The organism is Paenibacillus daejeonensis DSM 15491, assembly GCF_000378385.1.
GTDB lineage: Bacteria > Bacillota > Bacilli > Paenibacillales > Paenibacillaceae > Paenibacillus_D > Paenibacillus_D daejeonensis.
This window is the reverse complement of the sequence record NZ_KB899661.1, coordinates 98,794-113,009: the sequence shown is the minus strand read 5'-3', so window position 1 is coordinate 113,009 and position 14,216 is coordinate 98,794. Positions and strand designations below refer to the sequence as shown.

Annotated in this window: 7 protein-coding genes; 1 reads left to right on the top strand and 6 read right to left on the bottom strand. The window is 56.7% G+C overall.

Annotated features, from left to right (window positions below; genetic code table 11):
• Window positions 1-2: 2 nt before the first annotated feature.
• Window positions 3-302, top strand: a complete 300-nt coding sequence (locus tag F556_RS0111675; RefSeq protein WP_020617138.1) for a hypothetical protein — start codon at window positions 3-5, stop codon at window positions 300-302.
• Window positions 303-571: 269 nt separating this feature from the next.
• On the opposite strand, the gene F556_RS33760 is transcribed toward F556_RS0111675, so the two are convergent.
• The 6 genes from F556_RS33760 to F556_RS0111640 form a co-directional block, all read right to left on the bottom strand.
• Window positions 572-3,757: a GAP1-N2 domain-containing protein gene (locus tag F556_RS33760; RefSeq protein WP_020617137.1), complete on the bottom strand. Its 3,186-nt coding sequence runs from the start codon at window positions 3,755-3,757 to the stop codon at window positions 572-574.
• Entirely contained in the window at window positions 3,757-5,016 is a 1,260-nt protein-coding gene (locus F556_RS0111665; RefSeq protein WP_020617136.1) for a TRAFAC clade GTPase domain-containing protein, read from the bottom strand. The genes F556_RS33760 and F556_RS0111665 overlap by 1 nt, the downstream gene beginning before the upstream one ends.
• Before the next feature lie 1,167 nt (window positions 5,017-6,183).
• The gene (locus F556_RS0111655; RefSeq protein ID WP_020617134.1) at window positions 6,184-6,819 is read right to left on the bottom strand and encodes a hypothetical protein; all 636 of its coding nucleotides are present in this window, start codon (window positions 6,817-6,819) and stop codon (window positions 6,184-6,186) included.
• 51 nt (window positions 6,820-6,870) lie between these two features.
• On the bottom strand, window positions 6,871-8,166 hold the full coding sequence (locus F556_RS0111650) for a vWA domain-containing protein (protein ID WP_020617133.1): 1,296 nt from the start codon (window positions 8,164-8,166) through the stop codon (window positions 6,871-6,873).
• 66 nt (window positions 8,167-8,232) lie between these two features.
• Entirely contained in the window at window positions 8,233-10,680 is a 2,448-nt protein-coding gene (locus F556_RS0111645; RefSeq protein WP_020617132.1) for a hypothetical protein, read from the bottom strand.
• Window positions 10,680-14,069: a tubulin-like doman-containing protein gene (locus tag F556_RS0111640; RefSeq protein ID WP_020617131.1), complete on the bottom strand. Its 3,390-nt coding sequence runs from the start codon at window positions 14,067-14,069 to the stop codon at window positions 10,680-10,682. The genes F556_RS0111645 and F556_RS0111640 overlap by 1 nt, the downstream gene beginning before the upstream one ends.
• Between the last annotated feature and the right edge of the window lie 147 nt (window positions 14,070-14,216).

Sequence of the window (14,216 nt, the reverse complement as noted above, 5' to 3'; positions counted from 1 at the left end):
GCATGAAAAAACAAAAGCTGCCCGGGGAGAATATTAGCCTCAAGACCAAAAAGTCTGAGGACCCGGCGGTCATGGAATGGATTAATACGCAGACCAATCTCATGGACTCCATCCGATATCTAATCGAAAACGAGATCATTCAAAACCGGATTCGCAACCTGCAGACAGTCATCCCAAGCGAGCGCAATATCTCGCTGGCGATGGCCGAGCAGGCTGCCGGAGCCGGAGAGGTTGCGGCTGCAGAGCCGGAACCGGTGATCGAGGATGAGATTGATGATGAGGATATCGAGTCTTGGATTTAAACGTTTTTGAGTGGAGTGGCACCAAGTATTACTTGGTGCCACTTTTGTTTATTGTGTTTAAGAGGGGCGGCAGACCCCTGGCTGTGGCTGTCATGCACTTCTGTTCCTCTATTTGCTCGTCGCTCCACCATGCGCCGCCTGTAACACACTTTTGTTCCTTTATTTGCTCGCACCCCAGCCGACTAACCACGTCAGAGCAGTGGAGGGCCAAGCAAAAAAACCTTTGCCAGCTAGGAATTAATGCTGACAAAGGTTAGCAAAATGAAAAACTATTCTTGAGAAGGTTCCGTCGCAAGGTCTGGCGTCTTCGATAAGGTAAAGCTCACATCAGTAAAGCGGATCTCACTGTCTTCTGGCAGCTCCAGAAGCTCAGCCAAATCAATGACGATGCGGAACGGATAAGCCTCCTCCAAAGACTGAGGCCCCTCCTCTGCCGTGGTATCATCGGTCGTCGAAGGCGTGCTAGGTGTGTTGTCGGAGCCAGTAGGCGAGTTAATGCCAGGCGTATCGCTGTCGTCAGCCTCTGCATCCTCTCCATTCGCTCCTGACGTTCCCGGACTACCTGTGGTGCCACCACCCGTATTGGTCGAGTTTGTGCTAGTTGTAGAAGGGCGCGCTGCGGCCGCACCCCCAGACACGACTGGCGATTCTTCATTGGCTGAAGTGTCACTATTCGCGGTGTCGTCGTTCGAAACCGGACTGTTAGTTGGTTCGCCATCTGTTCCAGAAGCATCTGGATCATTGGCGTTATTTCCGGTTCCCGGCGCGCTACCTCCTGCATCCTCATCCTCAGAAGTTGGCTCCTCACCGCATACTGCCTCATAGCTCATATTACGAAAGGTATGCTCCTCGCCGTCTGGTGTTTCAATGACGAAGGTGCCCGGCTCACCGGCTTCTAAAGCTGCACAAGCGGCTGCTTCACGAAACAGGAGAATGAGATCGGTCGTTGCAGCTGCCGTGCCCTCGTCCGGCTGATCGGCGTAGGCCAGCGTCGCTGGCCAATCCGTAGCTGGCGGTTCGGCATCCTCTGGTAGTAGCGATTCGTTCTGCGGACCGCCTACGCCCGGTGTTGTCGGTGCTGGCGCATCGTCTGATAGCACGAAGCTCAGCACCACCAGCACCGCCCCGATTGTTACGAGTGACGAAAAAAAGAGCATACCCCGCTTGCCCCGCAGCAGCTTGCCCAACGGGGAAGCGTGCTCTGAACGGGCCTGAGCGAAAATCGATTTCATGGCTGGTCCTGCACCGTCATAATAAGCACGCTTGTTGGCCCGGCTCTTGAACGCATCCCGGTCATGCGTGCGGAAATAAGCAAGCACGGCTGCTGAGTAAGCTGGCACGAAGCCTCGTGGACGCATATACGCGGGATGATCCTCCGACCACTGGAAGAACTCGTACAAGACTTCTGGACCCTTCGCATGCTGACGCAGAAATTCAATGAGTGCCGGGTAATCAATCATTTGGACATCCGAGCTGTTACAGAAGGCCAGGGTAAGACGTCCGAACTGTGAGGCATCCACCTGACCGGCGAGCCAACGCCGCCCGAGCTGCTGGACTCGGTCAATCTCAGCAGGCTCCAGTCCGTCGAACACACGCTGATCCGGCTTAGGGCGGACAAACCAGCGGTATGCCGCCTGTAGCACAGCTGCATTGGATTGCAGTCGGCTATCGAGCCGCTCGTTCCATTGCTCGACCCGGCTGGTGTCTTTGAGAAACTCAGCCTGGTTCAGCTGCTCCCGGGTCAGTGTCTCCCAGGACAGCTCTGTGAGCATGGTACGGTACACGGTTATTTGGAGCTGTCCATTCAGCTCTCCGAGCTCCTCTGATTCCACGGGAGGCAGGGCCGCCTGAGCTTCCGCAGCGAATTTTTCCAATGCTTCGAACGCCTTGGACGCAGCGGTGAGCGGCTGACGGTCTCGAGCCATCAGCTCGGCCAGCCGCGTCCGCAGCAGAGCGGAGAAGGCAGGAGAGGACAGCAGCTCCACATGTCTGCTCAACCACTGCAAGGCGAGCTGCATGACGTCACGGAGCTGACCAGCTTCCTTCAGCTTGCCTTGCAGATAAGGCTCGAACAACTGCTCAGCCATCCGCTCATCAGCCAGCACCTTGCGGAAAAAGGCCTCCGCCAGCTTGGGCTGCTGCTCCAGCGCCCGGTAATAGGCGGCGGTTTCCTCCCACTTGTTCTCCCGGGCAGACGCTTGGATGGCAATAAGGAAGTAGCGAACCAACTGGGCCTCAATGGCCGTGCCACCAGCGGCATAGAATTCGGCGAACACGTGCACGACTGCCGGCTCGGGCAGGCGCCCGGCCTGCAGCTTGCCCAGTTCCTCCTGGAAGCGCGCGCCCATCAGCTGCACAAGCTGTGGCTTGCGCGGCATGGCGCCAGCCGGCTTCAGATAGCTAAGCGCGCTTCGCAGCACAGCCAGCCGTTCAGCTTCATAAGCGGCATGATCGCCCTCGCTGACACGGAATAGCAAGGCAAGATGGTGATAATCCGCCATGGAGGTGTGATGCTCCGGCCCCATATCAGCCAGCATGCGTTCGGCGAACTCCGCGAACTGTGCTGCACGTTCAGGCTGTTCCAGATGCGACCAAGCCAGGTCCAGAAACGCTTGATCCTTGCCTTCATAGTTGACGTTGACGACCCGGTCATTCGGCATATCGAAGACAAACTCGCGCTCCAGTGTCCGGTCGCCTGGTCGCAGGGTGCCTTTTTCCACAAACATCAGATGGACAGACTTGCGGCTCTGCGGCTCCTTGGCATAGGTGATGAATCCGAGTTGTCTCTGAAAAGGAGCCGGCAGTGCGGCATAGATTAACTGCAGCAGTTGCCTGGCTCGCAGCGGCAGCTCGTGAATCGGGACATTCAAGGCGACGTAAACCTTCTTCTTGCCGCCGATTGCCGTCATGACGGCGAAGAGCAGCTGCTTGTAGTGCGTCTCGTCAATGCCGATCTGCCGCAGCGCCTCTGCGGCGCTGCCCGGCTCTCCTGACAAAGCAGGCGTGCGCAGGGGGAGCTCGTCCAGATCAGGTAGCTCCGTACCTTGATCTATCGCATAGTTGTTCCGAAAGTCAGCATTCAGCCAGGCTGGCGCTTGACCGGGGGTATCCTTCAGCAAGGCTACCGGAATGACGTAATTGTGCGTGAAAAACGTACTGCGCAGACCCGTAAAATCAGTTGGCACATAGACACTCCGTCCGAGCAGCAGATCGCCGCTTTCCAGCCGAAGCGCATGCATCGTCTCAGGGTAGGCGGCGGCATCCTTCTCGCCGCGTCCCGCCAGCTCAGCAGGGGCATCGTAGACGCAGTACGGGTGGAGTTGTTTTTTGACCAGTTGACTGTCCAGACCAGCCGATAACGCAATCGTGTCGTAACCCTCGGTCGAGCGGAACACGCCGCGGCGTTCGCGGGTGTACAGCTGTTGCTGGATACTGGCGGGGGTAGGTAGCGGCACTAGTCTCGTCTCCCCTCAATAAAGTTCAGTTTGTAGAGCAGCCAGAGGAATGGTTCATCGACCCGTATCGGCTGCACCACCGTCTGCATCTTCTGATCGACCGGATTGCTCCCGAGCGCGGAGACGGCGTAATAGGCGGTATCCTTGAAATACACGTCCATGGTCCCCTTGAACGGCCGGTCGACCTTCTCGATGAAGCGGCGAATCTCCCCGTCAATATTCTCAAATTCATTCAAATTGAAGTAGTCCCGGTGCACCATATTGTTGAAAATGTTGCTGTTGGGCCGGATGTATTCCCCGTCTTCTTCCTTGAGCGCATGCAGCATATCGCTCTTGGTGAGCACGACAGCGGTCGGAATATCCGTTTTGCTATTCTCCTGGTAAGCGATAAAATCACCGAACAGGCTCAGCACAACGTCGCGCGGTTCATCGTACTGCGGCACGAATTCTCCCGCGGCATCGCCTGACTGGATACGGATGCGGTCGCGAATCGAGCGGATCTGCAGCGGGTCGACCAGCAGCAGAATACCGGCGGAATTTTTGATATGCTGGCCATGCAGACTCAGATAATCCTGCTCCACCATACCCTCACCAGCCACATCGAAGAATACGAGCGTCAGCGGCGGCTTGTTCTCATCACGGAACACGAATTGGAAAATAAACGGCTCCTGCATCTTCTCCTTCTGCGTCGAGGCCAGCAGGTCGCCCCGCTCAAACAGCGGCTCCTCATAAAACGTACGGAACTTGCGGCTAATCTCGGTCGTCAGCGGCATGCAGGCCGCATTAAAATGATCCGCCGTCGTATGCTGCAGCGTGTGAATGAGCGAGGTCATGTAAACGGACTTGCCCACCTGGGAGGCGCCGATAATGGAGATGATGTTGCTCGGTACCTTGCCTGCGGTGACCGGCAGCTCGTTGTGGCACTTGGGGCAAAGACGCCGCCGTGTCACTTCACCATAGCGGTCGTTCAGTCCAATGAGCACCTCATCCGAGTAGATCCGGCGTTCCTCCGGCACATCACGGGGATGCAGCACAGCCTCCATATCGTGGACCGAATCCAGTCCAAACCGCTCCCGGTACCGGTTCAGCTCCTCATCCTCACCCAACGCATAGTCCTCGTCGTCCTCCCGGTAATGGGTGGCGCGGAACACGACATCATCCGGCGTGAACTTGCTGAAGCAGTAAGGGCAGACGATATCGTAAAACGGCGGTTCCGGCTCGGGCTCCGGCTTCCGCTTGAACAGGTCGAAAAATCCCACGGGCGCTCTCCTCCTTTTAGGTGGTAATATGAAACAGCAGTTCGTTGAAAAAAAGGGGCCTGCGGTCACGGATCGATCTTACGATCGCTGTTGTCCCCGGATTTCTTGATTCTCTAACCGCTTCAGCGGTAGAAATCCGGGGACAGCGTATGCTTCCGAAGCTAGCTTTTCTGCGAAAGGCTCTGAGGCGAGCGCTCCGCAGCGTATGCTTTCGAAGCCGCTTTCTTTCAGAAAGCGTTGACCAGATTCGATTCCGTGCCTCTTCGGCACTTTTTTCAAATAACAGATTTTCAGGTAGATCAGGGTAGTGGGCCAAACCAAGTGCACAATGTTACTTAAAACCTGTAATCTTGGGTCGATCAGCTCTATTAGGTGCACAATGTTACTTGAAATGTGCGAAATCGGGCTTATGGGCTTAACCAGGTGCACATTGTTACTTAAAACATGCAAAGTTGGGCGTGTGAGCTCAATTAGGTGCACATTGTTATTTAAAACATGCAAAATTGGGTGGTTGGGCTCATGTAGGTGCACATTGTTACTTAAAACATGCAAAGTTGGGCGTGTGAGCTCATATAGGTGCACAATGTTACTTAAAACCAGCAAAGTCGGGCGTGTGAGCTCAATTAGGTGCACATTGTTACTTAAAACTAGCAAAGTCGGGTGATTGGGCTCATGTAGGTGCACAATGTTACTTAAAAATAACAAAGTCGGGCGAATGAGCACATATAGGTGCACAATGTTACTTAATACCAGCAAAATTGGTGGATTGAGCTCATATAGGTGCAAATTGTTACTTGAAACCAACAAAGTCGGATGGGTGAGCTCAGCCAAGTAACAAAGTTCCTATGGTGTCTGGTAACAACTGCTTTTTAGCAGTTATATCGGTCGGATTGCCCGCGTTTGCGCATTTTAATCGTCTAAGGTAGTGCTTATTAAATGCTTTTTAGCAGTTATTTCGGCCGGAGCATCCACGTCAGCTCGCAGGAACCGACTTCCAGCAACTAACTCTGGCACCGAGCGTCAATGCTGGCTCGGAGTACCTGCCATCCGGCAGCTAATTCGGCCCCGCGGCCTAAGCCAACTCACAGTGAGCCCCTGGCATCAGCTCGCCGAAACTGCCATCCGGCAGCACTGCAGCTGCACCAGCTGCACTCTCATCCGTGCGAGCTACTGTTCCGCGATTAGCTCGTACAGGGTGCCATAGGTCTGGCGGTCGGTGAAGAAGAGGCGGATTTGCTCCTGTTTGCCGATTTCGATGGGGGGCAGCTCGTTTCTGCCCGCAGCGAATGGCGTGATGAACGGGTAGCGAATGCCGTCCTCGGTGCTGGTCGGGGAGCCGCCTTGCTTTTTCACGTAGCACAGCACGTCTTCGCCAATCGGCACCTCCGGCGAGACGACAATCTGGACCGTCTTGTGCTTGCTCAGCCAATTACTCTTGTAGCGGATCGAGTAGTGAATCTTGGCTCGTCCGGCGCTCACGGCGATGGCGTTGTCCCCGTCTGGCTGGAGAATCAACAGCGGACTGCCGATGCTCTCTGGACAAGCATAGACGGTATAGATGGCCGCACCGACCCCCTCTATGCGGAAGGTGTAGCCATGGTTAGCCTTGTACTCGGCCCGCGTGTACAGCTTGAGGCTGCGGGGCTCCGGTTCTTGACTGTGCAAGGGTTCCTTGGAGCGGCCGATATAGACCGCGTCCAGGCCCATCGGCCAAATCCACCGCAATGTGCAGCGGTCGTCTTGGATCGTACGGGCGAGCCCGGTAATGATGGGTGAATCCGGCTGTGCCAGCTGGAATCGCATGCGTAATCCCTCCGTAGGTTCATAGAAAAGTTAACTCACTCAGCTATCGCGCTAGAAGCCCCGATGACGGCGGTCGCGCACGGGTCGGTCCTCGTCGTCCGTAGGCCGCCCGGTGCGAACGGCACGCCGGGTCTTGCCTGTGCCTGTCGTCTGGCCGCGGTTGTTCTCGCGAACAGGAACCAGCAGCGGGAAGAGGCAGATAAAGAAGGCGATAATCAGCAGGGTAGCCAGCCTTGTCAGGCCGTCGGTAAAGCCGGCGCCGGAGAGGCTGTTATCGAGCAGCCAGCCGCCAATCAAACCGCCGACCGCACCACCGATACCGAAGCTGCGAGCAAGGTAGCGATTATCGAAGAAGAGGCCCATGCCGATACCCATCAGTCCACCAAGCGCGACAATAGCCAGGATGCGGAACCATTGGTAGAACGTACTGTCGGCGGATGGGCCATCGCGCTCGGTCACCAGGGTCCGGTCTTCGACTGACTCATCGTAGAGGGTCTGATAGATCAACGATAGCTCGTCTGCCTCACGGACATCGTGATAGGAGCCCCCGGTCACCGAGGAAATCGACTCCAGCGCGGCGACGCCAGAGGCATCATCGAGGGCGAGCCCGATGGTGTGCAGGACGATCTCTTGCTCCACGAATCGATCCAATTGACTCTGAATATCCGCATCGCTCTGACCATCAGAGAGCAGGATCGCCATGACGCCGCGGTCCGGATTGGAACGGTTCTCGATTAACTGCAGGGTCTGGTCGAGCGCCGCTGCAAAATCGGTCCCGCCGTCTACCGTCTGCAGGCTGTCGATCGCCGCATAGACTTCGTCCTTCTCGATCTGCCGGTCCATCCGGGTGAACGGCTGGACGACCTCTGCCTGGTCCGTGAACACGACGACCGCGACCCGGCTATCGTCCCGCATCCGGTCAACCAGCTCGCGGGCCGACGTGAAGCGGTCATTGTTCGGATCCGTCTGCAGCATGCTGCCGGAATTATCAATCACCAGTACATAATCACGAACCTGCCGTTCTCCGCCCAGATGCAGACCGTAGAGCAGCTGGAACAAGCTGCCGCCCAGGAACATCAGGACTAGCGTAGCAGGCACTAGCAGCTTCCAGGACAGATCGGTGTACCGAGCCCGCCAAGAGGAGCCGCTGAGGATCGGCTGCATGAGCTCCGCAATCATCGTGCAGATGCCGATAGACAGCGCAACCACGCCGAAGTATAGACCGATCAGGACGGCGCGGGGCATACTGTCCCCATAGACACCCAATAGCAGCTCGCCAAGGACGAAGCCGATGCCGGCGCCCAGCAGGCCTAGCATCAGCAGCAGTAAATTAACTTTTCGTTGCATGACATTCCCCTTCTCCCATTGGAGGTTAAACACGCATTCCAAGCGTAGTCCGGCGCCGCTCTGAAGCTATAGCAGCTCCGGCAGCGTCTCGGCATTGTGGCCGTGGAACTGGTAGCCGTTACGCAGATACGTCTCATAATACATCTTGTTATTGCGGTAGTAGATCAGGTCCTCTAAGTGAAAGCCGCCCATCAAGCTCAGCTTCTCTACGCTGCTGCTCCGCTTCTCGTGAACGACCCCCAGCTTGTGCAGCCGGGAGGAGGCGTCCGCGCCCAGCGCATAGCGGACAAAGGCACTCTCGCCATCACCGAACAGGTAGCTCTCCTCATGCCGGTGCTCATGCGTATAATCGAGCAGCCGGATACGGATCGTCGCTTGTTCCTGGAGTGTCCGATACAGGCGCAGGAACAAATCCTCTCGCGAGAGCGCCTCGCGGTTGTCGTAGGCAACAGAGACGTTGGCGCGGCGCAGCAGCTCCTCCTCGAAGGAGAGGGCGAAGGGCTCCGCAGGCAGCAGCTGTTCACGGCAAAAGGCAATCAACCGCTCAGCTAGCGCGCCAACTCCCTGCTCCAATAAGGCATCGACATCCCCAATGGCCCGAGGCTCCCGCAGGAAGCCGGGGCCTCTGCGCTCCTCCATTTCCAGAAATAAATCCGCAGTGACCCGCTCGTAGTAAGCCAGAATATTCTGGCCGGTATAATCATCCGTTCGTTTGATGCTAGCCAGTGCTTCTTGTCGTGTCAGCTCTTCCAGCTCTTCGAGAAGCACAGCTTTGCGCTGCGCCTTCGGATGGAGCAGAGCCAGCGCCTCGGCGAAGCGTCGACAGAGCTCGCGCTCCAGCTGCAGCTGCAGCAAGTCCCATTTGCGGCCGTACACCTGCTCGAAGAACACCCGCAGGAAAGCCCGCGTATTATGCTTGCCCAGCAGCGGCAACCGCTGGAACTTCAGCTCATCTACCCGCTGGGCCAGCGTCTGCTCCAGCTCTTGCTCGGCCAGTTGAATGGCCGTGCCCAGCTCGCGGCTGCGGCTCTGCAGCAGTCGGATGGCTTCGCCAGGTTCCGGCTGCTCACGCGTCCAAGCCGCGAGCTGCGGGAAATGCACACCGGGATAGCGATCCGCTCCCCGGGTCAGTGCTCGCTGGAGCTCCTCACCTGGTCGCAGCTCCGCCAGCCGTGAACGCATCACGTCCTCGAATTGGCTGCGGAAGAAACGCTCGGCACCCTGTCCGAGCAGCGCGTCTTCCGCTTCACTCAGCGTCATGCGTCGCACCTGGTCGAAGGAGACCGCATGCGTCAGCATACCATTCATGTCCTCCAGCCGGTCAGGGTCGGGCAGCAAGGAGGTCATCCGCTTCAGCATGGCATCCTCATCCAGTCCGAACACGGACAGAACCTCCTGCGCATTCAACCCGGGATCGGCCTCCAGGCGCCGACGCAGTTCACGTACGCTGTGATAGAGCACAGTCAGCGCAATGGCGTGATTGGGGCGGCGGACGGTAGCCAATCCGGCGGACACATAGCCTTGGCGTCCGGAATCTGCCTTGAGGCTGCTCCGGAACGAGGCATTGTTGTAGCTATCCGTGTGCAGGACGCTATCCTCATCGTCCAGACGGCGCTTGCGGTTCTTCAGCAGCAGAATGGTGCCGATCAGCGCAGCATTGTCTCGTGGACCGTCTGCGACACTGAGACCGCGCTCGTCCCTGTCAGAGAGCACATAGACGAGGTCGAAGAGGGGGGCCGGACCGTGAGTGACCGGAATCGCCAATCCATCGCCCGTTACCAGCAGTTCTGCCTCGAAGCGGTAATCCGGATGCTGCACACCTGACAGCTCGCGCAGGAAGCTGATGCCTGCTGCACCCGAATAGCCGTAGTCTCCCTCTTGATCGCGCTCCTGGATGAGCGTATACAAATCCAGCTGCACAGACTTGAAGAGTTGATGGAAGATGGTTCGGGCCAGCAGCGTGATCTCCGGAATCAGCACATTCAGCGGGTCGTCGACCCGGGTGATGACCGCCATGTGCAGCCGATCAAACGAATGGTAGAGGCGTCCGTAGTCGGCAATCCGGTCGCTAATCTGACGAAGCGCGCGATTCAACTGCTGCAGGCAGCCTGGATTATCGGTGAAAGCCTGCCAGATCGCCTGACGCGCGGTCTTCTTGTCGCCGGATGCTGCAGCTGCCAAGCCATCCAGCACCGTGCGCATCACGCCTGCTGAAGTAGCCCCACGTTCGCTTCCGCCTGCCAGCTCAGGTGCTGTAGCTGCGGCATTCCCCGAATCCGAAGCAGCGTCTGCCTCGCCGCGGGCCGTCACCTGATAATAGATGACGCCCGCATGGTTATCCCAGCGGACGTTATTCGCCTGCATCATCGGCTCTACGGCATTCTGCACCCCATCGCCGATGAAGAGAAAGACCGTGGGGTAGTGGATGCTGCTCTGATCGTCGTGCCGGCCGCTCAGCTTGTGCTGGGCGGCCTCATATTCGGCGGCGTACGTCTGAAGCATCTGACGTGTCATTACTTCAGCTTCCTACGCATGTCATGGAGTTTGGTTGTCATGTTCTTGTAGAACTGATAGAGCTCCTCGCCGCCAGCGAGCTCCACCTTCTCGTACTCCAGCCGTTCGCGGGCCTCGAGGAATGTGTTGAACATCGCATCCAGCTTCTCCAGAAGTGGAGCCGTATCTTCGGAGGACGTCATGTCATTCACCCGGCGGGCGCTCTTGCGCAGCAGGATGCTGCGGCTGCGGTCATCCAGCTTGCGGAAGCTCTCAAAAATCTCATGCTCCACATAGTTCCCGCTTTTCACCAGATTAGCGAACGGACTCCAGGCTTCCTCTTCCGGATCACGGTCGTAGACGAAGAGGGCGCCTTTTTTCTGAATGGTATCCGTGTACAACGCCTCGATGAATTGATCGTACCATTTATCTTCATCTTCATGCAGCGCCAGCAGCTTCTCCAGCTCCGCGGCTTTGCGCTCAATGGACTCGTACTTGGCCAGCTCCTCACGGACGCGGCGCAGAAGCTCCGGCGAGCGGATCAGATTTTCTTTGGCCAGATCCTCGTTGTAGCTGCCGAAGATGTCTTTGGTCGACTCCGATTCCAGCCCGTCCGTCTGCAAGCGACGCAGCTCGCGGTAGGCGCGCTTTACTTCGCCCAGGTTCGGCTTGGAGGCGCCGAGCTGCATATGATAGTCTTCCAGCATGGCTGATAGATCAAAGTATTTGGTCATCCGCACCGTATAACGGCTGCTGGTTGTGTTATCCACGTCCTTCGGCAGGATGATGCCGTAGCCCATGGCTTTGTCGAATTCGTCGCGCACCCGGGCATTGTACGTTTTGACCCGCGGGTTGACATACGTATCGCCCCAGGACTTCTCAGGAATCGGCGAAGGCAGGTAGGTCCAGTTGACCTTGTCCGTCTGCACGAGGTGACGGCCAACGCCTTCCTTGTCCAGGATGGTCCGTTCATAGCTCTCCTCGTATACTTTGAGCGGGGTATAGACGAAGAGAGGCACCCCATTGCGCGTATTGAGCCAGAAAATCCGGTTCTTGACCTCGCTCTCCTTGATCGTGAAGTGCGATTTCCCAAGCGCATTGTTCTGGTAGTTGCGAATGCCCTTGAGGATGCTCGGCGCCTTCACGGGTACCGAGACGAAGCCCCAGGACGGCACGTGCAGGTTGCCTGAGCTGTTGCTCAGATGGAACACCGGGATCGCTTCCTCATCCAGCTTGCTGGCGATGTGACGTTCCACGAACTTCTCGATGGACTCGTCGTTGCCGTACTTCATGACCAGGAACTCTTCCATCGACTGGGTGATCAGATCGCCGAATTTGTCCGACAGGAACGCCGAGATCGAACCGATGATGTCGATTTCCTGTTCTTTGAGCCAGAGGTCAGAGTGGTCCAGGAGTGCCTGCGTGAAGTCACGGATCAGGTCGTCGCCATCGCGCTTGTCCATCATATTGGTGATCATCTCCGAGATGTCCGGTACGCTGACCAGATTCCAATAGTAGGTCTTGTTACCTTTGTGATCGACCTGCTCCTCGCCGCCGGTCAGCAACTCGCTATTCTTGGAAAAGATGCCGTTCAGCACGTTCAGCGTCTCGGTGAACACGTTGTAGATCCGGCTATTTTCTTGATTGAGCAGTTGATAGAGATCCTCGTAGAACTCGATCATTTGCTCATTGCGTTCGATATCTGCACGCAGCCAGTATTCATGGATCTTGGCTTCGATGTAGCTGTTTTTCTTCTTATCCTTCGAGACAAAAGCGCTCTTGGCATCGCCCATCCGCTCGTCCGCTTGATCCTGGGCCTCTTCAATTTCCCGGGGAATACGGGCCAGGTTCTCCTTGAGGGTCTCGATGTAGGAGAGCAGCATCTTCAGAATGCAGAAGCCCTTCTCGGTGTAGAGCAGGCGGGAGACATAGAATGGACCTTGCTCCGGATGCAGGAAGCTGCGGCGGATCTGGTCCGTGAACTGGCCGACAATCTCGCCCGGCATCTGCTTCTTGGACTTGATATATTCTTCGCGTGCACGCGTCAGGAAGGTCATCTCCAGCTCCGTATCCATGCTGACGGACTGCATCTTGATGACATTGTTGTAGCTCAGGCGTTCGCTGTTCTCGAAGCCCGGCAGGGGATCTGGCACCCGCGATTCAAAGGCCTTGACGACGGAGTCGAGGTCAATGCCCAGCTTGCGGGCGAACTTTTCCACGTCCTCCTGGCTAGGGGCTTTGTCGAACATCTTGTCCATTTTGTCGAACAATCGGTAAGCCAGATACGTCGTCATTTCTTCAATCGGGAGTACGGCCGATGAGGCACCGATGATGTTGTAGTCATAGTTGGCCGGATACAGCTTGTTCATCTGCGCGATGTTGGTCCGGATGTTGCTGATATAGTCATGAATCGCGAACTCTTCGCCGGACCCTTTTTCCTCGCTGGCCATGAAGTTCGTAATGTTCTCAGCCGTCACGTTCATGCAATAGTCGTAGGCATTCTCCAGCAGCTTGCCCTCGGCATTGGTGGCAGAGATCAGGTGACACAGGTTAAAAGGCGGCAGCGGCGAATTGACGTTGAGAATGTTGCCATACTGCTGCCGGAACCGGTCGCCGCGGCTGTCCACGTTCATCCAGTAGTCGAGCTCCTTGAGCGCGGCATAGCCGTTTTTCTTGATGTATTCGCGCGTATGCTCGCTTAGGCTCTTGTTGGACAGGTTGATGTCCGGCGTGAAAAGATAACCCAGCGTATTGACCCGGTCGATACCCGCCGAGCCGTGATCACGCTCGATAATGCCGCGCACGATGTAGGCGATGTCCAGAAAAGCGCCGCTGCCCGTACCGCCGGAGAGACCCGTCAGCATGAACACCATCAGCTTCTTGTTGGTACCGACGGATAGGGTCTTGATCTTCTTGTCGATACTCTGCACGACCTGGTTGATCTTGGTGAAGAGCAGCAAGCGCCCGGCCTGGCGGACGCCGGCCGCGCCGTTCATGCCGTCAGTGATGCTCAGCTCGGGCGAGAGCCACTCGGTAATGTAAGGCTCCAGAATGCTACGGTTCTGCAGCAGACCGCCAACTTCGGCATTGGAGAGCAGCACAAACTCGTTGATCGGGTCGAGCCCGATGCCCTTGTAGCGCTTGTTGCGGTCCTGTTCATTGGTCTCGAACGCGAGGAACTCTACGTTGTCCGGCTTCTCCATCTTGCGGCGGGATACAGGATCCTCAGGCAGCTTGAAGCGACGGTTGATCTGGTATTTGAGACGCAGTAGCGCATCAATGCCTGTGCCCCCCAGACCGATGATCAGGATGGGATTGTCGATTGTGTCGACGCGGATTTTCTCGCTGACGATACCTCCGCCAAGCGAAACGTCCAACTGTTGAATGTGTTCTCTCACAACTGGTTTCATAGGTTTACCCCCTGTACTTCTTAATAGTTAAAACCTCAAACCTCAAATGTCGAGCTCTAACGGCCACATATGCGCTTATTCTACAGATATTTGCCGGTTAAATGATCTAACGGCCATGAGCGCAGTTATTCTTGCGTTTTCAGGCGC

What these genes read in the sequence shown, in the direction of transcription:
- F556_RS0111655 (WP_020617134.1), bottom strand. Translation starts at nt 6,819, where the DNA reads ATGCGATTCCAGCTGGCACAGCCGGATTCACCCATCATTACCGGGCTC.
- F556_RS0111645 (WP_020617132.1), bottom strand. Translation starts at nt 10,680, where the DNA reads ATGACACGTCAGATGCTTCAGACGTACGCCGCCGAATATGAGGCCGCC.
- F556_RS0111640 (WP_020617131.1), bottom strand. Translation starts at nt 14,069, where the DNA reads ATGAAACCAGTTGTGAGAGAACACATTCAACAGTTGGACGTTTCGCTT.
- F556_RS0111675 (WP_020617138.1), top strand. Translation starts at nt 3, where the DNA reads ATGAAAAAACAAAAGCTGCCCGGGGAGAATATTAGCCTCAAGACCAAA.
- F556_RS0111650 (WP_020617133.1), bottom strand. Translation starts at nt 8,166, where the DNA reads ATGCAACGAAAAGTTAATTTACTGCTGCTGATGCTAGGCCTGCTGGGC.